The sequence below is a fragment of the Curvibacter sp. APW13 genome (assembly GCF_032337135.1).
Lineage (GTDB): Bacteria > Pseudomonadota > Gammaproteobacteria > Burkholderiales > Burkholderiaceae_C > Allorhodoferax.
This window is the reverse complement of the sequence record NZ_JAVXZZ010000001.1, coordinates 1,023,124-1,043,682: the sequence shown is the minus strand read 5'-3', so window position 1 is coordinate 1,043,682 and position 20,559 is coordinate 1,023,124. Positions and strand designations below refer to the sequence as shown.

19 protein-coding genes are annotated in these 20,559 nt (G+C 64.7%); 10 read left to right on the top strand and 9 right to left on the bottom strand.

The annotated features are described in order from the left end of the window. Positions 1–15: 15 nt before the first annotated feature. Positions 16–1,155, bottom strand: coding sequence for a glycolate oxidase subunit GlcE (gene glcE, locus RQP54_RS04745; protein ID WP_315677014.1), 1,140 nt, complete (start codon positions 1,153–1,155; stop codon positions 16–18). A gap of 130 nt (positions 1,156–1,285) precedes the next feature. On the opposite strand from glcE, the gene rarD reads away from it, so the two are divergent. Both rarD and RQP54_RS04735 read left to right on the top strand, forming a co-directional pair. Next, positions 1,286–2,188 (top strand): EamA family transporter RarD, encoded by a 903-nt coding sequence (rarD, locus tag RQP54_RS04740; protein WP_315677013.1) that lies wholly within the window; start codon positions 1,286–1,288, stop codon positions 2,186–2,188. A gap of 7 nt (positions 2,189–2,195) precedes the next feature. After that, positions 2,196–2,777, top strand: coding sequence for a cyclic nucleotide-binding domain-containing protein (locus RQP54_RS04735; protein WP_315677012.1), 582 nt, complete (start codon positions 2,196–2,198; stop codon positions 2,775–2,777). A 12-nt stretch (positions 2,778–2,789) separates the two neighbouring features. On the opposite strand, the gene RQP54_RS04730 is transcribed toward RQP54_RS04735, so the two are convergent. From RQP54_RS04730 to RQP54_RS04715, 4 genes are read right to left on the bottom strand one after another with little or no spacing between them, the layout of a single operon-like run. Then, positions 2,790–3,266: a peptidylprolyl isomerase gene (locus RQP54_RS04730; protein WP_315677011.1), complete on the bottom strand. Its 477-nt coding sequence runs from the start codon at positions 3,264–3,266 to the stop codon at positions 2,790–2,792. Between the two features lie 21 nt (positions 3,267–3,287). Continuing rightward, complete coding sequence (locus RQP54_RS04725; protein WP_315677010.1) at positions 3,288–3,878, bottom strand: 1-acyl-sn-glycerol-3-phosphate acyltransferase; 591 nt, start codon at positions 3,876–3,878, stop codon at positions 3,288–3,290. Positions 3,879–3,881: 3 nt separating this feature from the next. Then, on the bottom strand, positions 3,882–4,832 hold the full coding sequence (locus tag RQP54_RS04720; protein ID WP_315677009.1) for a cation diffusion facilitator family transporter: 951 nt from the start codon (positions 4,830–4,832) through the stop codon (positions 3,882–3,884). A 58-nt stretch (positions 4,833–4,890) separates the two neighbouring features. Next, a complete protein-coding gene (locus tag RQP54_RS04715) occupies positions 4,891–7,815 on the bottom strand; it encodes a DNA topoisomerase III (protein ID WP_315677008.1) in 2,925 nt (974 codons plus the stop codon). Positions 7,816–7,924: 109 nt separating this feature from the next. Here RQP54_RS04715 and RQP54_RS04710 point away from each other — a divergent pair, with 109 nt between their 5' ends. The 3 genes from RQP54_RS04710 to RQP54_RS04700 are packed head-to-tail and all read left to right on the top strand — an operon-like array spanning position 7,925 to position 9,866. Further along, a complete protein-coding gene (locus RQP54_RS04710; RefSeq protein ID WP_315677007.1) occupies positions 7,925–8,407 on the top strand; it encodes an SET domain-containing protein in 483 nt (160 codons plus the stop codon). Next, positions 8,407–9,189: a biotin--[acetyl-CoA-carboxylase] ligase gene (locus RQP54_RS04705; protein WP_315677006.1), complete on the top strand. Its 783-nt coding sequence runs from the start codon at positions 8,407–8,409 to the stop codon at positions 9,187–9,189. Before RQP54_RS04710 ends, RQP54_RS04705 begins: the two co-directional genes overlap by 1 nt. Positions 9,190–9,203: 14 nt before the next feature. Next, positions 9,204–9,866, top strand: coding sequence for an SPOR domain-containing protein (locus RQP54_RS04700; protein WP_315677005.1), 663 nt, complete (start codon positions 9,204–9,206; stop codon positions 9,864–9,866). A 12-nt stretch (positions 9,867–9,878) separates the two neighbouring features. Here RQP54_RS04700 and RQP54_RS04695 read toward each other — a convergent pair whose 3' ends face one another. From RQP54_RS04695 to RQP54_RS04685, 3 genes are all read right to left on the bottom strand, one after another. Beyond that, positions 9,879–11,318, bottom strand: a complete 1,440-nt coding sequence (locus RQP54_RS04695; protein ID WP_315677004.1) for a sensor histidine kinase N-terminal domain-containing protein — start codon at positions 11,316–11,318, stop codon at positions 9,879–9,881. Between the two features lie 93 nt (positions 11,319–11,411). Next, the gene (locus RQP54_RS04690; RefSeq protein ID WP_315677003.1) at positions 11,412–12,086 is read right to left on the bottom strand and encodes a response regulator transcription factor; all 675 of its coding nucleotides are present in this window, start codon (positions 12,084–12,086) and stop codon (positions 11,412–11,414) included. A gap of 70 nt (positions 12,087–12,156) precedes the next feature. Then, positions 12,157–12,627: a MarR family winged helix-turn-helix transcriptional regulator gene (locus RQP54_RS04685; RefSeq protein WP_315677002.1), complete on the bottom strand. Its 471-nt coding sequence runs from the start codon at positions 12,625–12,627 to the stop codon at positions 12,157–12,159. A gap of 130 nt (positions 12,628–12,757) precedes the next feature. Between RQP54_RS04685 and recA the strand changes: the two genes are divergently transcribed. Both recA and recX read left to right on the top strand, forming a co-directional pair. Next, positions 12,758–13,798: a recombinase RecA gene (gene recA, locus RQP54_RS04680; RefSeq protein WP_315677001.1), complete on the top strand. Its 1,041-nt coding sequence runs from the start codon at positions 12,758–12,760 to the stop codon at positions 13,796–13,798. A gap of 60 nt (positions 13,799–13,858) precedes the next feature. Next, positions 13,859–14,338 carry a recombination regulator RecX gene (gene recX, locus RQP54_RS04675; protein WP_315677000.1) on the top strand — a complete coding sequence of 160 codons (480 nt, stop codon included), beginning with the start codon at positions 13,859–13,861 and terminating at the stop codon, positions 14,336–14,338. A gap of 63 nt (positions 14,339–14,401) precedes the next feature. Here the strand turns inward: recX and argC are convergent, their stop codons facing one another. Further along, positions 14,402–15,346, bottom strand: a complete 945-nt coding sequence (argC, locus tag RQP54_RS04670; protein WP_315676999.1) for an N-acetyl-gamma-glutamyl-phosphate reductase — start codon at positions 15,344–15,346, stop codon at positions 14,402–14,404. Between the two features lie 180 nt (positions 15,347–15,526). On the opposite strand from argC, the gene sucC reads away from it, so the two are divergent. The 3 genes from sucC (at position 15,527) to RQP54_RS04655 (ending at position 20,556) form a co-directional block, all read left to right on the top strand. Further along, positions 15,527–16,687: an ADP-forming succinate--CoA ligase subunit beta gene (gene sucC / locus RQP54_RS04665; RefSeq protein ID WP_315676998.1), complete on the top strand. Its 1,161-nt coding sequence runs from the start codon at positions 15,527–15,529 to the stop codon at positions 16,685–16,687. 15 nt (positions 16,688–16,702) lie between these two features. Further along, a complete protein-coding gene (sucD, locus tag RQP54_RS04660; RefSeq protein ID WP_315676997.1) occupies positions 16,703–17,596 on the top strand; it encodes a succinate--CoA ligase subunit alpha in 894 nt (297 codons plus the stop codon). A 263-nt stretch (positions 17,597–17,859) separates the two neighbouring features. Then, positions 17,860–20,556: a serine/threonine-protein kinase gene (locus RQP54_RS04655; RefSeq protein ID WP_315676996.1), complete on the top strand. Its 2,697-nt coding sequence runs from the start codon at positions 17,860–17,862 to the stop codon at positions 20,554–20,556. Positions 20,557–20,559 lie beyond the last annotated feature (3 nt).

The following is a 20,559-nucleotide window of genomic DNA, read 5'->3' as shown; positions in this document are numbered from 1 at the left end:
GTTCGTCCGGTGCGCTCAGAAGTCGGCGTACAGCCGATGCGGGTTGAAGATGCCGTGCGGGTCAAACGCCGACTTGACCCGGCGTGCAATCGCCACCGCGGCCGAGTTCTCAGTGTCAAATTGCCCCTTTGCCCGCGTGGAATGTGCGCTGTCAGCTACAAAAACAGAAGCGGAACCATTGCACTGGCGTGCTGCAGCCTGCAGCCTCCCGGCAGCATCGGGCGGTGCCCAGCACCAGCGCAAGCCACCCTGCCATTCCACCAGTTGGGGCCAGGGCAGGTCCAGCACCGGGGCAGTCTGTGGCAGGCTCAGGCGCCACAGCACCGCGTCGGGGCTGGGGCGGGTGAAGAAGGGTAGCGACTGGTTGCGCAGGTGTTCCCAGTCGGGACCAGCCACGGCGTTGTCCATGCGTTGGCCCGGCAGCTCGGCCAGCATCTGGGTGCAAGCCGCATCCACCGCGGCGCTGGCCCCTCGCAGGCGCACGAACAACAGCTCGGGCTGGCCTGGCGCCGTGTCGTCCCGCACCCAGCAGCTGGCGTTCAGCGGCAGCGGCTGGGCACCCCAGCGGTGCAACTGCTCCAGTGCGCTCGCCTGGTCGGCCTGGAACACCAGCGAGGCCTCGGCCGCGGGAAGTGGCAGCACCTTGAGGGACACCTCGGTGATCAGGCCCAGCGTACCCAGGGACCCTGCCATCAGGCGCGACACGTCATACCCGGCCACGTTCTTGATCACCTGGCCGCCGAAGGTCAGGTGCTCTCCGAGGCCATTGACCATCTGCACGCCCAGCACGTAGTCGCGCACGCTGCCCGCCGTGGCACGGGCCGGACCGGCCAGGCCGGCCGCAACCATGCCACCCACCGTAGCCTGGGCGTCCGGTGATGACCAGGCGAAATGCGGCGGCTCGAACGGCAGGTACTGGCCTTGCGCGTGCAGGGTGGCTTCCAGTTCGGCCAGCGGCGTTCCTGCTGCAACCGTCACGACCAGTTCACTCGGTTCGTAGGCCCGGATGCCACACAGGCCGCGGGTGTCCAGCACCTCACCCACCAGGCTGTTGCCATGGAAGTCCTTGCTGCCACCGCCGCGCAGGCGCAAGGGCGTGCGCGTCTGGCTGGCGTGGCGGATGCGGTCGATGAGTGCGTTCAGATGCGGATCCATGGCTGCAGATCGTAGCGGCTGTCGCTGCGCTGTGCCGTGAAGAAATTGCACAGGTGCCGTGAAAAAGTCTGGCACCGGGAGTTTGTCCGGCGGCACAGCAAGTCGCAGGGCACTGCGTCACAATCGCTGCATGCCCATCGGAATCCTCTACGCCGCCAGTGCCTACACCGCCTGGGGGCTGTTCCCCCTGTTCTTCAAGCAGATTGCCTCGGTCGATGCGGTCGAGGTGGTGATGCACCGCACGGTCTGGTCCATGGTCTTCGTCGTGCTGGTGCTGTCGCTGCGCCGCCACTGGGGCTGGTTGTCGGCGGCGCTGCGCAGCCCGCGGGTGCTGGCCACCTTTGCAGCCTCGGCCACGCTGCTGGCCTGCAACTGGGTGGTCTATGTCTGGGCGGTGGCGAACGACCACGTACTCGATGCCTCGCTGGGCTACTTCATCCTGCCGTTGGTCAACGTGGCCATGGGTTACGCGGTACTGCGCGAGCGCCCGCGCCGCGGTCAGTGGTTTGCCGTGGGCGTGGCGGCCTGTGGTGTGTTGTGGCTCACCTGGCAAGGGGGGCGCATGCCCTGGGTGGCACTGGTGCTGGCCCTCACCTTCGGTGTGTATGGCCTGGTGCGCAAGCTGGCGCCGCTCGCTGCCCTGGAGGGGCTGACGCTGGAGACGCTGTTGCTGGCACCCTTTGCGGCGGGTGTGTTGCTGTACTGGGCGGAGCACGGGCAGGGCGTGTTGGCGACGCCGGTGTCGCCGCTGTGGGGCTGGCTGCTGCTGGCCGGGCCCATCACGGCGATTCCGCTGTGGCTGTTTGCAGCCGGCGCGCGGCGGGTGCCGCTGTCCACCATGGGCGTGCTGCAGTACATCTCGCCCAGCCTGCAGCTGCTGCTGGGCGTGGCCTTGTACGGCGAACCTTTCGGTGGTGCACGGGTGCTGGGCTTCTGCCTGATCTGGCTGGCGCTGGCGATCTATTCGCTGGAGGGCTGGTGGTGGTCGCGTGCGCAGCTGGCCGCGACGGACATCAGCGCAACGGGGAAGTGAGCCAATGATGCAATACCGTGACACTGCCAGCGCGACCACCCGACTGCCCCAGGCCTGGGCCGATCAGGGTGCCGAGGTGTGGGAGCGCGCCGTGGAGCTGCTGGTGGCAGCACAGTCCCGCTTCGGTCTGGAGGCCGGCCAGGCCGCCATTGTCCTGTCCTACATGCACCCCTTTGCCATCGAGGAGGGGGTGGAGTTCATCCAGCAGGGCGACACCAGCAACTGCGACTTCATGGCCTTCATCGTCGATGGCGATGTCACCGTGGAAACGATCACGGTCAGCCGCACGCAGCCGATGACGGTGACGGTCCTGGGGCCGGGCAGCATCCATGGCGAACTGGCCCTGTTCGACGGGGCGCCGCGTTCGGCATCGTGCACGGCGTGCACCCCGGTGCTGGCGGCCATCCTGACGCGCGCTGGCCTGGGGCGACTGCTGCAGGAGCATCCGGCCATCTGCGCGCGGTTCACCATGGCGTTGGCCGCAGGCATCGGACAGCGGCTGCGCGACAACACCGACAAGCTCAAGCGCTACGCCATGATGGCGCGCGCCATGCAGGAGGAAATCGAACGCCTGACACCCGACCGCTGAGCGGTCGGTGTGTCAGTGGTGGTGGCCGTGGGCGCCGTGGGCGTGGCCGTGGGCCACTTCCTCGGCTGAGGCCGCACGCACGTCGGTGACCTTGATCCAGAACTTCAGGTCCATGCCGGCAAACGGGTGGTTGGCGTCGAGCAGCACCACCGGGCCCTTGATCTTGACCACGCGGTAGTGCTGTTCGTTGCCCGCGTCGTCGGTGCCCTGCAGGTAGCCGCCGACCTTCACGCCCGGGGGAAATTCGCTCTTGGGGATGGTGCGGCACAGGGCCTCGTCACGCACGCCGAAGGCGTCTGCCGCAGCCAGGTTCAAGGTCGTGGTGAATCCCTTTTCCTGCCCTTGCAGTGCTTCCTCGATCTTGGCCAGGGTGTTGCCGTGGCCGCCGTGCAGGTAGGACGTGGGTTCCTTGGGGGCTTCGAGCACGGCGCCCCTGGCGTCGCTGACTTTGAACTGGATGGTGACGACGGTGTCTTTGTCGATTTTCATGGTCTTGGAGTGCAGTGGTGGTTATTCCGCGTGGTACTGGTCCGGGTTCTTGCCCTGGATCGGTGCGTAGAAGGCCTTGATGGTCACCATGTCGGCTTCCAGGTCGCCGCTGGGCACCAGTAGAGGCCCCAGCCCCAGGCGCTTGGTGCCGAAGTCCAGGTAGGACAGGATGATGGGCACGCCCGCGGTCTGGGCGATATGGTAGAAGCCCGTCTTCCAGTAGCGCACCTTGGAGCGTGTGCCTTCGGGCGGCACCACCAGCTGCATCGGGCGGGTGGATTCCTGGAGGGCCCGTGCGGATTCGGCCACCAGGTTGTTGCTCTGCGCGCGGCGTACGGGAATGCCGCCCAGCCACATCATGATGCGCCGGAAAGGCGGCTTGAAGATCTCTTCCTTGCCCATCCAGTAGACGTCCAGGCGAAAAACGAAGGCGGCCATCAGCGTGAAGGGCAGGTCCCAGTTGCTGGTGTGGGGGGCTGCGATGAACACGCTCACGCGGGCGTTCTCGGGCAGGCTGCCTTCCACCTTCCAGCCGGTCAGCTTGAGGTAGGCCAGCGAGAGCCAGCGCATCACCGGTCGGATGACGGGCGTGGAAAAAATGGTCTTGTGCATAAGCTAGTGCGCCGCGGGCGACGCATCGTGGTCGTGGTCCGGGCGGTGGGCCGGGTCCACGTGGGTCATGAGGTTGAGCACGCGGTGGCGCTGCATCACGGCGGCGCGAGCGGCCACGGCAATGTTGTGCCCGGCCTCCACCGTGAGGGTGGCGTCCACTTCGATGTGGGCGTCCACCACGATCATGTCCCCCATTTTACGGGTTCGCACGTCATGCACCCCGGCCACGCCTGGGGTCGCCATCAGGGTCGCGCGGATGGCCTGCACTTCTTCCTCGTCCACGGCCCGGTCCATGAGGTCGTGGATCGCATCCCAGCCGAACTCCCAGCCCATCTTGCCCACCATGAAGCCCACGATGAGGGCGGCAATCGGGTCGAGCAGCGGAAAACCGGCCATGTTGCCGACCAGACCGATGGCCACGACGAGGCTGGAGGCGGCGTCCGAGCGGGCGTGCCAGGCATTGGCCACCAGCAGGCTGGACTTGACGCGCTTGGCCACGCCCAGCATGTAGCGGAACAGAAGTTCCTTGCTCACCAGCGCTGCCAGCGCCACCCACAGCGCGATGCTGTGCACCGTGCCGATGGATTCGGGCGACTCGAGCTTCCTCAACGCAGCCCAGACCATGCCCACGCCGACCGAAAGCAGGATGGCACCGAGCACCAGGTTGGCGGCGGTCTCGAAGCGCTGGTGGCCGTAGGGGTGGTCTTCGTCGGCGTCCTTCTGGCTGTGGTGGCTGGCCAGCAGCACCACAAAGTCCGACACCAGGTCCGAGAGCGAATGGATGCCGTCGGCGATCAGGGCCTGCGACTTGGCCAGCACGCCCACCACCACCTGCAGCGTGGCCATGACCACGTTCACGCCCACGCTCACCCAGGTGCTGCGCTGGGCCGCGGCGGCACGCTCGGCAGCGCTGTGGCTGGCGTGTTCGGAGTCGTCGTCGATCTCGAAATTCATGGTGCGAAAGGGCAAAGTTCAAAGAACGGCAGCCTAGCCGGGCTGCCTTAGTGTTTCCTTAGCCCAGGTGCTTGCCGGCAATGCCGGCCAGTTGCATCATGCCCACGCTGTCGGCGCCGAACACGGCACGCAGCTTGTCGTCGGCGCGGATCACGCGCTTGTCTTTGGGGTCCTGCAGATTGTGGGTCTTGATGTAGTCCCACAGCTTCTTCATCACCTCGGTGCGTGCCACCGGTTCGGCGCCGATCACGGCCGCAAGTGCAGCGCTCGGCACCTTGCCGCTGGCGGCGGTGGTCTTGCGTGGCGCCTTGGCCTTGGGTGCTGCAGCCTTCTTGGAAGGTGCTTTTTTGGCTGCAGCCCGCGTGGAAGCTGCGCTGCCAGCTCCTGTTTTGGTAGCGGCTGCCTTGCGTGGCGGGAACTTGCTGGGTGCGAATTCGAAGTTCACCTTGCCGGCCTCGGCGTCCCAGGCCAACATGGCCTTGAAGTTGCGTCGGGTGCGCATGGAAACGAACTTCTCCAGCATGTCGGTCTTGCCGGTGGCCAGCAGCTTTTGCATCTGTTCGCGTTCGATGGGCTGCTGCAGGATGATCTGGCCGCTCTTGAAGTCGCAGCTCGGTGTGGCCTGGGCGTGCGTGGGCACCGACCGCTCGCAGACGTAGTTCTTGCCGTGCTCGTACACCGCACCCCCACACTTGGGGCAGGCGCCCAAGGATTCCTGGGCGCTGAAGTCCACCAGCTCGCCCGACTCCTCGTCGGACTTGTCGTCACCGAAATCGAATTCGAGCTTGTAGTTCTTGGTGTCCTCGTCGAACTTGAGCACGATCTCGGCCACGAAGGGCCAGCCGGCCTTGGAGCGGAAACCGTCCAGCGGGCCGATGTGCTTGTTCTTCAGGAAGGCTTCCACCTCGGGCAATTCAAACGTGCGTCCGCCGGGCGACTTGCCGAACGAGAAGCCACAGCCATCTTCCGCGCCGCTCTTTCCCGTGCAGCTGAAGCGGCGGTAGTTTTCCTTCACCAGGCCACCGCAGTTGGGGCAGGGCGTGGCAAGCGTGGCGTAGTCGCCGGGCACGGTATCGCGGTCGTACTCTTTGGCCTTGCGCACCATGCGCTCGGTCATGGCGGCGATCTCGGCCATGAAGGCGGCGCGGCTGAGCTTGCCGTGCTCCATCTGTGCGAGCTTGTATTCCCACTCGCCGGTGAGTTCGGGCTTGCTCAGGTCCTCGATGTCCAGGCCGCGCAAGAGCGTCATGAGCTGGAAGGCCTTGGCTGTGGGAATGAGCTCGCGCCCTTCGCGCAGCATGTACTTCTCGGTGATCAGGCCTTCGATGATGGCGGCGCGGGTGGCTGGCGTGCCCAGGCCCTTTTCCTGCATGGCCTCGCGCAGTTCATCGTCCTCCACCCATTTGCCCGCGCCTTCCATGGCGCCCAGCAGCGTGGCTTCGGAGTAGCGGGCCGGAGGCTTGGTCTTGAGGCCGCGGGCTTCCACCGGGTCGCCGTGCACCTTCTCGCCCGGCTGCACGGGCACCAGGTTCTGGCCCTTGTCGCCATCCTTGGCATCTTCGACTTCGGCCGCGGCTTCCTTGCCGTAGATGGCCAGCCAACCGGGGGTCATCAGCACCTTGCCTTCGGTCTTGAAGCTGTGTCCGGCTGCGGTGGTGATGCGCGTGGTGACCTGGTATTCGGCGCTGGGGAAGAACACCGCCAGGAAGCGGCGCACCACCAGGTCGTAAAGCTTCTGTTCGGCGTCCGACAGGCCCGAGGGGGCCTGCAGTGTGGGGATGATGGCAAAGTGGTCGCTGACCTTGCTGTTGTCGAACACGCGCTTGGTCGGTTTCACGTAGCCCTTGTCCAGGCCGGTCTGGGCAAAAGGCGCCAGATGCCGCATGCCGGAGTCGGCCAGCATGCCGAAGGTGTCCTTCACCACGCCCAGGTAGTCTTCGGGCAGGTGGCGTGAGTCGGTACGCGGGTAGGTCAGGGCCTTGTGGCGTTCGTACAGGCTCTGCGCCAGCGCCAGCGTGGTCTTGGCCGAGAAGCCGAACTTGCCGTTGGCCTCGCGCTGCAGGCTGGTCAGGTCAAAGAGGCCCGGCGAGGCCTGCGTGGTGGGCTTGCTCTCTTCCGTCACCGTGGCGGGCTGACCCTGCACGGCTTGGGCAATGGAGGCGGCCTCGGCGGCGGACCAGACGCGGTCGGCCTTCTTCTCGGCGTCCTCGGCATCCTTCTTCCAGGCTGGGTTGAACCACTTGCCCGGGTACTGACCCGCCTGGGCGTGGAAGGTGGCATGCACTTCCCAGAAATCGCGGCTGACGAACTTGCGGATCAGCTCCTCGCGCTCCACCACAACGGCCAGCGTCGGTGTCTGCACGCGGCCCACGGTGGTCAGGAAGAATCCACCGTCGCGCGAGTTGAAGGCGGTCATGGCGCGGGTGCCGTTGATGCCCACCAGCCAGTCGGCCTCGGAGCGGCAGCGCGCGGCGTCGGCCAGCGGCTGCATCTGCTTGTCGGTGCGCAGGTTCTCGAAGCCCTCGCGGATGGCCTGCGGCGTCATGCTCTGCAGCCACAGGCGCGAGACCGGCTTGGCCAGCGGCTTGGCGCCACCCGCGTACTGCTCGATCAGGCGAAAGATCAGTTCCCCCTCGCGGCCCGCGTCGCAGGCGTTGATGAGGGCGCCCACATCCTTGCGCTTGGCCAGCTTCACCACCGCATTGAGGCGGCTCTTGGTCTTGTCCACCGGCTTGAGGTCAAAGTGCGGCGGGATGACGGGCAGGTGGGCAAAGCTCCACTTGCCGCGCTTGACGTCGTGGCTTTCCGGGGCCTGGATCTCGACCAGGTGGCCGACCGCGCTGGTCACCACATAGCGCTCGTTCTCGAAATGGTCCTCGTGCTTCTCGAACTTGCCGACCGTGGGGGTGAGGGCGCGCACGATGTCCTGCGCCACCGAAGGCTTTTCCGCGATCACCAGTGTCTTAGTTGCTGTGTTGTTCATCTGACTACAATTCCCTTCACGCGTGTGTGCGCGCTCGCGCGCCCTGGCGTGTACACGCGGGCGCACCTGCACGCCCATACGATTGACCATACCAAACTTTCCCGCTCCCGTGCCTGATACCCCCTCTAAATCCGCTCAACGCCGCATCCAGGCCCGTCGCTCGGGTGTCCATGGCAAGGGTGTCTTTGCACTGCAGGACATTGCCGAAGGCGAAACCATCATCGAGTACGTGGGCGAAGTCATCAGCTGGGAAGAAGCGCAGGATCGCCACCCGCACAACCCTGCCGACCCCAACCACACCTTCTACTTCTCGCTCGAAGACGGGCGCGTCATCGATGCCCTGCACGGCGGCAACTCCTCGCGCTGGATCAACCACTCCTGCGACGGCAACTGCGAAGCCGATGAGGTGGATGGGCGGGTGTTCATCAAGGCCTTGCGCAACATTGCCGCAGGCGAAGAGTTGTTCTACGACTACGGGCTGGTCATCGAGGAACGCTACACCAAGAAACTCAAGGCCGAATACCCCTGCTGGTGTGGTGCAGCCAATTGCCGTGGCACCTTGCTGGCGCCCAAGCGGGGCTGGCGTCGCTGATGGCTCCGCTGTCCCTGCAGGCGGCGGCCGAATCGGTCTGGGAGGCGGTATCCCCGCTGCTGCCCGGCTTTACGGTGGAGGTCGTCCCGGAAATCGACTCCACCAATACCGAACTGATGCGCCGTGCCCGTGCCGGGCGCTGCGAGCCGGTGCTGCTGGTGGCCGAGCGCCAGGTGCAAGGGCGTGGCCGCCTGGGGCGCCAATGGGACAGCGTGGCTGCGCAGCAGGGCGCCGCACTGACGTTTTCGCTGGGACTGGAACTCACACCGGCGGACTGGTCCGGGCTGTCGCTGGCCGTGGGTCTCGGTGTGGCCGAGGCCCTGCACCCGGAGATCCGCATCAAGTGGCCCAATGACCTGCTGTGGCAGGGGCGCAAGCTGGCCGGGATCCTGATCGAGACCGCCACCGTGGGCACGCAGCGCTATGCGGTGGTCGGTGTGGGCATCAACGTGGAGCCGCGCTCGGGCGATGGCCTGCGCACGGCTCCGGCCTGGCTGCAGGAGCTGCGCGCCGACTGGAGCGCAGCCGAAGCCCTGAAGATGGTGGTGCCCCTGCTGGTTCGTCGGCTGCAGACCTGCTGTGCCGAGGGGTTCGGTCCGTTGCGCGCGCCCTACCATGCCCGTGACGCGCTGTACGGTCAGGAGGTGCTGTGCAGCGATGGGGTCACTGGTCAGGCACGAGGCGTTGATGCCCAGGGCGCATTGCTGGTGATGACGCCGCAGGGCCTGCAGAAGATCAACAGTTCCGAGGTCAGCGTACGTGCGCAGACCCCCATGGCTTAGGAGGTGGAGTCGGCATGACACGATGGATCGTTGCGGGCTTGGTGCTGGCCAATGCCTTGTTCTTCGTCTGGAGTCAGGGGTATCTGGCGATGTATGGCTTTGCACCGGCGGTGCAGAGTGAGCCGCAGCGTCTGCAGCAGCAGATTCATCCCGAAGCCCTGGTGGTGCTCGATGCACCCAGCCTGAAGAAGGCCGAAGCGCAGGCGGCGGAGGATGCCAAGCCGCGCGAATGCCTAGTGCTGGGGCCGTATGACGATGCCCAGGCCACCGCCTTGCGTGCGGCCTTGCAAGGCAGCACCGTGCCCGCCGATGCCTGGCAGTTTCAGAGCCAAACCATTCCCGAGCGCTGGGTGGTCTACATCGGCAAGTTCGCCAACGAGCAGGCACTGCAGAAGAAGCGCGCTGAACTTGGCACCCTCAACGTCAAGTCGGACCCGGTGAGTGCGCCGCATCTGGTGCCGGGCCTGTCGCTGGGACGCTTCGACACCGAAGCCGAGGCACTGCAGGACCTGGAGCGTCTGCGCAAGAATGGCGTGCGCACGGCCAGGGTGCTGCAGGAGCGCGAAGCGAGCCAGAGCGCACAGCTCAAGCTGCCTGCCGCCACCGACAGTGTGCGTGCGCAAGTGCTGGCGCTGGGCGAGGTGCTGGCTGGCAAGCAGCCTCACCGCTGCGACTAGGGCAGCCGCCGCTCAGCCCGGGCGCGGAGCGAACCGCACCGTGAAACAGGCTCCCGGGGGGCTCTGCCCCGGCCGGGCGTCTTCCACTATGACCGTGGCGTGGTGCTGGCGCGCGATTTCCGCCACGATGGGCAGGCCCAGTCCCGAACCATCCGCTTCGTTGCCCAGCGCACGGTAGAAGGGCTGGAACACCAGGTCGCGCTCGGCCGCAGGAATGCCATTGCCCGAATCTTCCACCTGCAGCGCCAGCACCTTGCTGAACGGGTCGATCAGCACCCGCGTGGTGATGACACCCGGGCGTTGCTCCGTGGAAGGCGTGTAGTTGATGGCGTTGTCCACCAGATTGCGGATCATTTCCTTGAGCAGGGTCGGGTTGCCGGCAATGCTGCCGCCGGGTGCACCCGGGTCCACGCCCTCGTAGCCCACGTCGATGCCCTTGTCGATGGCGCGCGGCGCGCAGTCGCGCATCACGTCCAGCGTCAGCTTGGCTAGGTCACAGGGTTGCTGGGCCAGTACGGCACCGCTGCTCTCGGCCCGGGCCAGGGCCAGCAACTGGTTCACGGTGTGGGTGGCGCGGATGCTGGCGCGACCGATCTGGCGCAGCGACTGCTTCAGGTCGTCGGCGCTGGCCCCTTCGCGCTGGGCCAGGTCGGCCTGCATGCGCAAGCCTGCCAGGGGTGTCTTCAGCTGGTGTGCAGCGTCGGCCAGGAAGCGTTTTTGCGTGGCGATCGACTCCTTCAGGCGCGTGAGCAGATCGTTGACCGATGCGACCAGCGGCGCCACCTCCATCGGTACCGCCTGGGTGTCCAGTGGGCTCAGGTCGTCCGGAGCCCGGGCGCGGATGCGTTCTTCCAGGCGGTTGAGCGGCTTGATGGCCTGCACCAGGGCCAGCCAGACCAGCAGCACGGCCAGCGGCAGGATCACGAACTGCGGCAGCATCACGCCCTTGACGATCTCGGTGGCCAGTTGCGAGCGCTTGTCGAGCGACTCGGCCACCTGCACCAGGGCCGGGCGCTGCCCCATGCCTTCGAGCCGGACCCAGATGTAGGCGATCTTCATCGCCTCGCCCTGGTACTCGTCGTCGCGCAGGCGGATTTCGCCGCTGACGATCTTTTCTTCGGGCGATGGCCCCGGCAGCCAGCGCTCGCCACTGAGGAACTCGCCATCGGTACCCAGCACCTGGTAGTACATGGCGTCGGCATCGTCGGCGCGCAACAGGGCGCGGGCCGACAGGGGCAGGGTGAAGTGCGCCTTGCCGTGGACCACGCTGATCTGCTGCGCCAGGGCGCCGACGTTGTACTCCAGCGTGCGGTCAAAGGGCTTGCCGGCGATGCTCTGGGCCACCAGCCAGGTCAACACCAGGCTCACGGGCCACAGCAGCAGCAGCGGTGTCAGCATCCAGTCCAGGATTTCCCCGAACAGGCTGCGCTGCTCGCGCTGGAAGATTTTCACTGGCGGCGTCCTGTGGCCGGGTCTTGGGTGCCGAATTGGCCTCTAGCCCAGGTGGATTGTGCGCAGGCAGCTACAAAATGCATAGCGTCTGGGTCAGGACGGAATCTTTTCCAGGCAGTAGCCCAGGCCGCGCACGGTGGCAATGCGGATCGGGCCCTTCTCGATCTTCTTGCGCAGGCGGTGGATGTAGACCTCGATGGCGTTGTTGCTGACCTCTTCGCCCCATTCGCACAGGCGCTCCACCAGCTGGTCCTTGCTGACCAGGCGACCGGCGCGCTGCAGCAGCACTTCCAGCAGGCCCAGTTCGCGGGCGGAGAGTTCGACCATCTTGCCGTCGATGGTGGCGACGCGCCCAGCCTGGTCATAGACCAGCGGGCCGTGCTTGATGGTGGCGCTGGTGGCGCCCATGCCGCGGCGCACCAGGGCGCGCACCCGGGCTTCGAGCTCCTGCAGGGAAAAGGGTTTGGCCATGTAGTCGTCGGCCCCGTAGTCCAGGCCCTTTACGCGTTCTTCCACGCTGTCGGCGGCGGTCAGGATGAGCACTGGCAGGGAAGAGCCACGCCCACGCAGGCGCTTGAGCACCTCCAGTCCGTGCATCTTGGGCAGCCCCAGGTCGAGGATCAGCAGGTCGAATTCGGTGTTGGTCATCAGCGCCGCATCGGCTTCGCTGCCACTGGCCACATGGTCCACCGCGGCGCCGGCGACGCGCAGGGCGCGCAGCAAGCCGTCGGCCAGGACCTGGTCATCTTCCGCAATCAGTATGCGCATGGACTCGTCTCCTTTGCTTCCATTCTAGGCGTCGATTCTGGCTTTTGGCTTGCGTCGGCGTGGCTGCGGTTCATTGGCCGACGTAGGCTTCGAGCCCGAGGCTGATCACGGTGCACACCTCGTCGCCGACGGCGGTGCGCATCTCCGCTTCGGCCTGGGCGGTGGCCTGTGCGCAGGCTTCCAGCCAGGCCAGGCCCGTGGCGGTAAATCGGATCGTGCGCGCTCGGGCATCGCCCGGATGTGCCTGTCGCTCGACCAGCCCCCAGGCCTCGCACTGGGTCACCAGCGCGCCCATGGCCTGCTTGGTCATGCCGGCGGCGGCGGCCAGGTCCACCAGGCGCATGCCCTGGGGGGCCAGGTGGCGGGTGATGTGCAGGATGGCGGCACCTACCTGGGCCTGCGTTGCCAGCCGCGACAGGCCCAGGGGGACCAATGGGTTGGCCGCCATCAGGGCGAGCACGCGCGCCTCGTAGCGCTGGTGCGCCAGGCGCAGCCAGTGGCCGGGGTGGGTGCTGCGCCAAAGCGCAGAGGGTTCCGTCATTTCCAAATGGTAATGCAAACTGACTAAAGAACGGATTGCATGCCGGCAAGTCCTGGATAAACTACTGTTCAAACATCCAGCCTGTAATTAAATGCAGGCCATTGAAACCCACACCACCAGGAGCTTGAACATGGACGCACCCGTCAAACCCGCCGCCAACGCCGAAAAAGCAAAGGCTCTGCAAGTCGCCCTCGCCCAGATCGAGAAACAGTTCGGCAAGGGCACCATCATGCGCCTGGGCGAAGGCGAGGTCATCGAGGACATCCAGGTGGTGTCGACCGGTTCGCTGGGGCTGGACATCGCCCTGGGCGTGGGCGGCCTGCCGCGTGGCCGCGTGGTCGAAATCTACGGCCCGGAATCCTCGGGCAAGACCACGCTGACGCTGCAGGTGATTGCCGAAATGCAGAAGCAGGGCGGCCAATGCGCGTTTGTCGATGCCGAACACGCTCTGGACGTGCAGTACGCCCAGAAACTTGGTGTCAACCTGCAGGATCTGCTGATCAGCCAGCCCGATACCGGCGAGCAGGCGCTGGAAATCGTCGATAGCCTGGTGCGCTCGGGCGCTGTGGACCTCATCATCGTGGACTCGGTGGCGGCGCTGACGCCCAAGGCCGAGCTGGAGGGTGAGATGGGCGACGCCCTGCCCGGCCTGCAGGCCCGCCTGATGAGCCAGGCCCTGCGCAAGCTCACCGCCCACATCAAGAAGACCAACTGCATGGTCATCTTCATCAACCAGATCCGCATGAAGATCGGTGTGATGTTCGGTTCGCCTGAGACCACCACCGGCGGCAACGCGCTCAAGTTCTACGCCTCGGTGCGCCTGGACATCCGCCGCACCGGCACCATCAAGAAGGGCGAGGACTCGATCGGCAACGAAACCAAGGTCAAGGTGGTCAAGAACAAGGTCAGCCCACCGTTCAAGACGGCAGAGTTCGACATCCTGTTCGGCGAAGGCATCAGCCGCCATGGCGAAATCATCGACATGGGTGTGGCCAACGGCATCCTGGAAAAGTCCGGGGCCTGGTACGCCTACAAGGGCGAGAAGATCGGCCAGGGGCGCGACAACGCCCGCGAGTTCCTGCGCGAGAACCCCGACCTGTCGGTGGAAATCGAGAACAAGGTGCGCGAGGCCCTGGGCATCCCCCTGCTGCCGACGCAGGCCGAAGTCTGAAGAAAAAAATTCCCGTAGCCCCCATGAATGTTGCGTAATAAGCTATCGAAAGAGTAGCAATTGCGTACCGCGTCCGCACCAACCCTGCTGGGCCGCGCATTGCGCTGGCTCAGCGCTCGCGAGTACACGCGCGCCGAACTGGCCCAGCGACTGGGACCGTTCGAAGAAGCGCCGGGCCAGGTCCAGACCGTGCTCGATACGCTGGAACAGAAGGGCTTTCTCAGCGACGCGCGTGCAGCACAGTCGCTGGTGCACCGGCGCCAGGGCAAGCTCGGTAGCGCCCGCATCGGTCAGGAGTTGCGCCAGAAGGGAGTGGCTCCCGAGTTGCTGCGGGACACGCTGGAGTCACTGCGCGCGACCGAACGGGAGCGGGCACAGGCCGTTTGGATACAGAAGTTCGGTGTGCCAGCTACCGACCGGGCGGGGCAGATGCGCCAGATGCGCTTTCTGGCGGCCCGTGGGTTTGCGACCGAGACCATCCGCCAGGTGGTACCACGCCCCACCGGGGTGGCTGCCCTGGATACGGACGATGTGGAGTGAGGGGTTTTAGCCAGCGACGATGCCCACGCCAAGCCCGTAAGCGCCGACTGGAGTAGGACGGGACTACAGGCCCAGCATCAATTCGATGTTCTGCACTGCCGCACCGCTGGCGCCTTTGCCCAGGTTGTCCAGGCGTGCGACCAGCACCGCATGGGCGAATCCGTCGGCCGCAGCGTCGTTGGCAAACACCCGCAATTCCAGGCGGTTGGTATTGGCCAGCGCTACCGCGTCGAGCTTGCCGTCGGGGTTGGCCTGCTCGACCGAAACCCACTGGGACCCGGCGTAGTGCCGCGCCAGTGCGTCGTGCAGGTCGCGGGCGGTGGGCCGCCCCGGCAGGGTGTCCAGGTGCAGCGGCAGTTGTACCAGCATGCCCTGGGCAAAATTACCCACCGACGGAATGAACAGCGGGCGCCGGGTCAGGCCGGTGTAGCGCATGATCTCGGGAATGTGCTTGTGCTTGAGGCCCAGGGCGTACAACTCGAAGGGCGCGGCCTGGCCAGCCTCGTAGGCCTCGATCATGGTGCGCCCGCCACCGCTGTAGCCACTGACCGAAGGTAGCGACACCGGGAAATCGGCCGGAATCAGGCTGGCATCCACCAGGGGGCGCAGCAGCGCGATGGCTCCGGTGGCGTAGCAGCCCGGGTTGGAGACCCGGCGGGCCTGAACCACGGCGTCACGCTGCGAGGCAGACAGTTCGGGAAAACCGTAGACCCAGGCCGGGTCGGTGCGGTGAGCGGTCGAGGCATCCACGATGCGCGGGCCGCGCTCACCGTTCTCCTGCTCGATTGAGTCGACCATGGCCACGGATTCGCGGGCAGCATCGTCGTGCAGGCACAGCACCACCAGGTCCGCCTGCGCCATCAAGGCTTTCTTGGCCTGCGGGTCCTTGCGCAGCGCGGGGTCGATGCGCAGCATTTCCACGCTGGGCATGGTCGCCAGCCGCTCGCGGATCTGCAGTCCGGTGGTACCGGCTTCGCCGTCGATGAAGATCTTTTTCGGGGATTGCATACAATATTTCCGATGCCGCGGTGCAAAATGCTGCGCTGCCGCAAACTGCACGGTCCGTTGGCGAAATGAAAAGTTAGCGTCAACTTGGGATGATACAGTCCGGCCTGTTGTATCGCGTCGTTGGCGGGCCTGCAAGACGGGTCGGCCTGCATTCCTCCCCCCATTCCTGAGAGAAAGCTCATGAAGATTCACGAATACCAAGGCAAGGAAATCTTGCGTCAGTTCGGCGTGCCGGTGCCCCGCGGCATTCCTGCATTCACCGTGCAGGAAGCCGTTGAAGCAGCCCAGAAACTGGGTGGCCCCGTGTGGGTGGTCAAGGCCCAGATCCACGCCGGTGGCCGTGGCAAGGGTGGTGGTGTGAAGGTGGCCAAGTCCATCGACGACGTGAAAGCCCGTGCGACCGACATCCTGGGCATGCAGCTCAAGACGCACCAGACCGGCCCCGAAGGCCAGAAGGTCCGTCGCCTCTACATTGAAGACGGTGCCGACATCCAGAAGGAATACTACCTGTCCGTGGTGACCGATCGCGCGACCCAGAAGGTGGCCTTCATCGCTTCCTCCGAAGGCGGCATGGACATCGAGGAAGTGGCGCACAGCACCCCCGAGAAGATCATCACCCTGTTCGTGGATCCGGCCACCGGTCTGACCCAGGCCCAGGGCGAACAGCTGGCCAAGGGTGTCGGCATGCCTGCCGAATCGACGGCCCAGTTCATCGACGTGTGCCAGAAGCTCTACAAGTGCTACATGGAAACCGACGCGTCGTTGGTCGAGATCAACCCCCTGAACCGCGACAGCAAGGGCAACATCATCGCCCTGGACGCCAAGTTCAACTTCGACTCCAACGCCCTGTTCCGCCACCCCGAAATCGTGGCCCTGCGTGACCTGGACGAAGAAGATCCCGCGGAAATCGAAGCCTCCAAGTTCGATCTGGCCTACATTTCCCTGGACGGCAACATCGGCTGCCTGGTGAACGGTGCCGGTCTGGCCATGGCCACCATGGACACCATCAAGCTGTTCGGTGCCGAACCCGCCAACTTCCTCGACGTGGGCGGCGGTGCCACCCCCGAGAAGGTGACTGAAGCCTTCAAGATCATGCTCAAGAACCCCAAGGTCAAGGCCATCCTGGTCAACATCTTCGGCGGCATCATGAAGTGCGACACCATTGCCACTGGCGTGATCACCGCCTGCAAGGCCGTGAACCTGAACGTGCCGCTGGTGGTGCGCATGAAGGGCACCAACGAAGAGCTGGGCAAGAAGATGCTGGCCGAGTCGGGCCTGCCCATCATCAGCGCAGACAGCATGGCCGAAGCGGCCCAGAAAATTGTGGCAGCGGTCAAGTAAGGCGGAGCACGAAACATGTCTATCTTCATCAACAAAGACACCAAAGTCATCACCCAGGGCATCACCGGCAAGACCGGCCAGTTCCACACCGAAAAGTGCCAGGAATACGCCAATGGCAAGAACTGCTTCGTGGCTGGCGTGAACCCCAAGAAGGCCGGTGAGTCGATCTTCAACATTCCGATCTACTCGTCCGTCAAGGAAGCTGCCGGTGCTACCGGCGCCACCGTGTCCGTGATCTACGTGCCGCCCGCAGGCGCTGCAGCGGCCATCTGGGAGGCTGTGGAAGCCGACCTGGACCTGGCGATCTGCATCACCGAAGGCATCCCGGTGCGCGACATGCTGGAAGTGCGCAACAAGATGAAGGCCAAGGAAGCCGCGGGTGGCAAGAAGACCCTGCTGCTGGGCCCCAACTGCCCCGGCCTGATTACGCCCGACGAGATCAAGATCGGCATCATGCCTGGACACATCCACCGCAAGGGTCGCATCGGCGTGGTGTCCCGTTCCGGTACGCTGACCTATGAAGCCGTGGCACAGCTGACCGAAATCGGTTTGGGCCAATCCTCGGCCGTCGGTATCGGTGGCGACCCCATCAACGGTCTGAAGCACATCGACGTGATGAAGGCCTTCAACGACGATCCCGACACCGACGCCGTGATCATGATCGGTGAAATCGGTGGTCCGGACGAAGCCGAAGCTGCCCGCTGGTGCAAGGCCAACATGAAGAAGCCCATCGTCGGCTTCATCGCTGGCGTGACCGCACCTCCCGGAAAGCGCATGGGCCACGCGGGCGCCCTGATCTCAGGTGGTGCCGACACGGCCGACGCCAAGCTGGCGGTGATGGAAGAGTGCGGTTTCAAGGTTACGCGCAATCCGTCCGAAATGGGCAAGCTGCTCAAGGCATTGCTGTAATCTCCAAGGCCCCTGCTCCGGGGCGATGAACCGAAGACCGAATGGATCCGTAGCGGGCCATTCGGTGTTTTTGTTTGTGGGGTGGGCAATACACGTGCTGGCACGGCGGGCAGCAGGAACAGAGCCAAGTGTGCGTTTTTGCCGGAGACAATCGCTAATACCCTTGCTTGAAGCCATCCGCTCTGCTAACGTGGCTACACAAGGCTTGATTCGTGCCATGGCTTGGCGCGCGCGAAACATTCAAATTCCAACGGGAAGCGCAATTGGCAAAACGTAAATCCCTCTCCGAGATCTGGCGCACCGACTGGTTCGCGGGCGTGCTCATTGTGCTCGTCGCATTCGTGCTGCATGCCAGCACCGACCTGATTGGGACACTCGAGCGGCGTTTCTATGACTTTGCCAGTACCAGCAACAGCCGACAACCATCCGAACGTATCGCGGTCATCGCCATCGACGACCAGAGCATCGCCAATATCGGGCGCTGGCCATGGCCGCGCGACGTACACGCGAAGCTCATTGACATGCTGGCCGCCGCCAAGGCCAAGACGATTGTGCACACGGTACTCTTCCTGGAGCCCCAGGCAGATCCCGGTCTGGTGTTCATCCGCAAGATGCGCGAGGTACTGGGTGCGACCGCGGAACCCGGAGGAAGCAATGAAGCGCTGGGTCGGGTCATCGCCGAGGCGGAGACCGCCCTGGAAACCGACGCCAGTCTCGCCAGCAGCATGCGCAATGCCGGCACGGTGCTGCTGCCTTCAGTGTATGCACTGGGAATTCCGCAGGGTAAGCCAGACGCAGACCTTCCGCCCTATGCAGCCAAGAATACCTTGCCCGAGTCCAATGGTTATTCACTTCCCGCGGTGCGCGGACAACAGCCGATCGCCATCCTGGGTGATGTTGCTGCGGGAATAGGCCATCTGAACCAGGTCCGTGATGCGGTCGATGGCGTTGTCCGATCCGAACCGCTTCTGGTCAACTACTACGGTAGTGCGGTGCCATCACTGGCCTTGCTGACAGCCTGGAAGAGCCTGAACCTGGCTTCGAGCGACATTCAACTGATTGGCAACGATGCAATCCAGCTGGGGCGTTTGCGCGTCAAGACCGATGACGCGGCACTAATGCTGCCTCAGTTCTACCGAGGTAAGGATGGGCGCCCGGCATTTGCGATCGATTCCTTCTATGACGTGGTCACGGGCAAGATTCCAGCGTCGAAATATGCCGACAAGATCGTGATCATTGGTGCCACTGCGGCCGGTGTGGGGGAGCAGTTTGCGGTTCCAGGCAACCCGGCAGTCTCTCCGGCAGAGATGCTGGCACATGTCACTTCCAGCATCCTGAGCGAGCATTTCATTGTGCAGCCGCATTGGGGCGACTGGGCCATGCTGGGGGCACTGCTGGTGGTCGCGGTCTATACCATCGCAATCCTGCCGCGCCTATCAGCCGCCGTCGCTGCCGGGGTGACGGCGCTGCTGTTTGTCGTGCTCGTGGGTGGGGAATTTGGCCTGCTGGCGGCCGCTGGCACTTGGCTTAAGCTGGTATTTCCGGCGGTTGTATTGCTGCTGGGTCATCTGGCGCTGACCACCAAGCGCTTCCTGGTGACCGAGGCCGGCAAGGTGAAGTCGGACGAAGAGTCGGCCGAAACCAATCGCATGATGGGCCTGGCGCTGCAGGGGCAGGGCCAACTGGACATGGCTTTCGACCGTTTCCGCCGCGTTCCCATGGGTGATGCGGTCATGGGAAACCTCTACAACCTGGCGCTGGACTTCGAGCGCAAGCGTCAGTTCAACAAGGCGCAGGCCGTGTACGAGCATATGGCGGCCTACGACAAGGACTACAAGGACATCGCAGCCAAGCTCAGTCGCGCCAAGAACCTGTCGGAAACAGTCATGCTGGGTGGTGGTGCGGGGCATCCCGGTGGCACCGTGCTGCTGGATGGCGGGGCCGTCGAAAAGCCCATGTTGGGCCGCTACCAGGTCGAAAAGGAACTGGGCAAGGGCGCCATGGGCGTGGTCTACCTCGGCAAGGATCCCAAGATTGGCCGGGTAGTGGCCATCAAGACCATGGCATTGAGCCAGGAGTTCGAGGGGGAGGAGCTCTCCGATGCCCGCGAACGCTTCTTCCGCGAGGCGGAGACGGCCGGGCGGCTGCAGCACCAGAACATCGTCACCATCTTCGATGCCGGCGAAGAGCATGATCTGGCCTACATCGCCATGGAGTTCCTCAAGGGGCGCGATCTCACCGAGTATTGCAAGGGCGACCATCTGTTGCCTGTCGATACGGTGCTGAGCGTGGTGGCGAGGGTGGCTGAGGCATTGGCCTATGCCCACTCGCACAACGTGGTGCACCGGGACATCAAACCGGCCAACATCATGTATGAGCGGGAAACCGATACCGTGAAGGTGACCGACTTCGGTATCGCACGCATCACCGATTCGAGCAAGACCAAGACCGGGTTGGTGCTGGGTACGCCGAGCTTCATGTCTCCCGAGCAATTGGCGGGCAAGCGGGTGGATGGACGCAGCGACCTGTACTCACTTGGTGTCATGCTGTACCAGCTTTTGGCCGGTGTGTTGCCCTTCCGTGGGGACTCGATGGCTGAGTTGATGTTCAAGATCGCCAATGAGCCCACGCCGGACATTCGCAAGGTACGCCCGGAGTTGCCCATGGACCTGACGGTGGTGTTGGGCCGCGCGATGACCAAGGCACCGGAGGAGCGCTACCAGGACGGTCTTGCGTTTGCCAAGGATCTTCGTGCTATTTTGTCGGGCTTGGCAAACAAGCCGTCTGAAACCGCCAACGAGGCTTCTGCTGTGCCATCGGCTCGGCCCGACTTTGAGGCGACGGTGCCGGCAATGCCCAGTGACTTTGAAAGCACGCTTCCCGCCAAGGCCTCGCCCCAGACCTTCGACAAAACCAGTGTGCAGCCTGCACGTAGCGGCGGCTCCGATATCGAGATTTAAGGA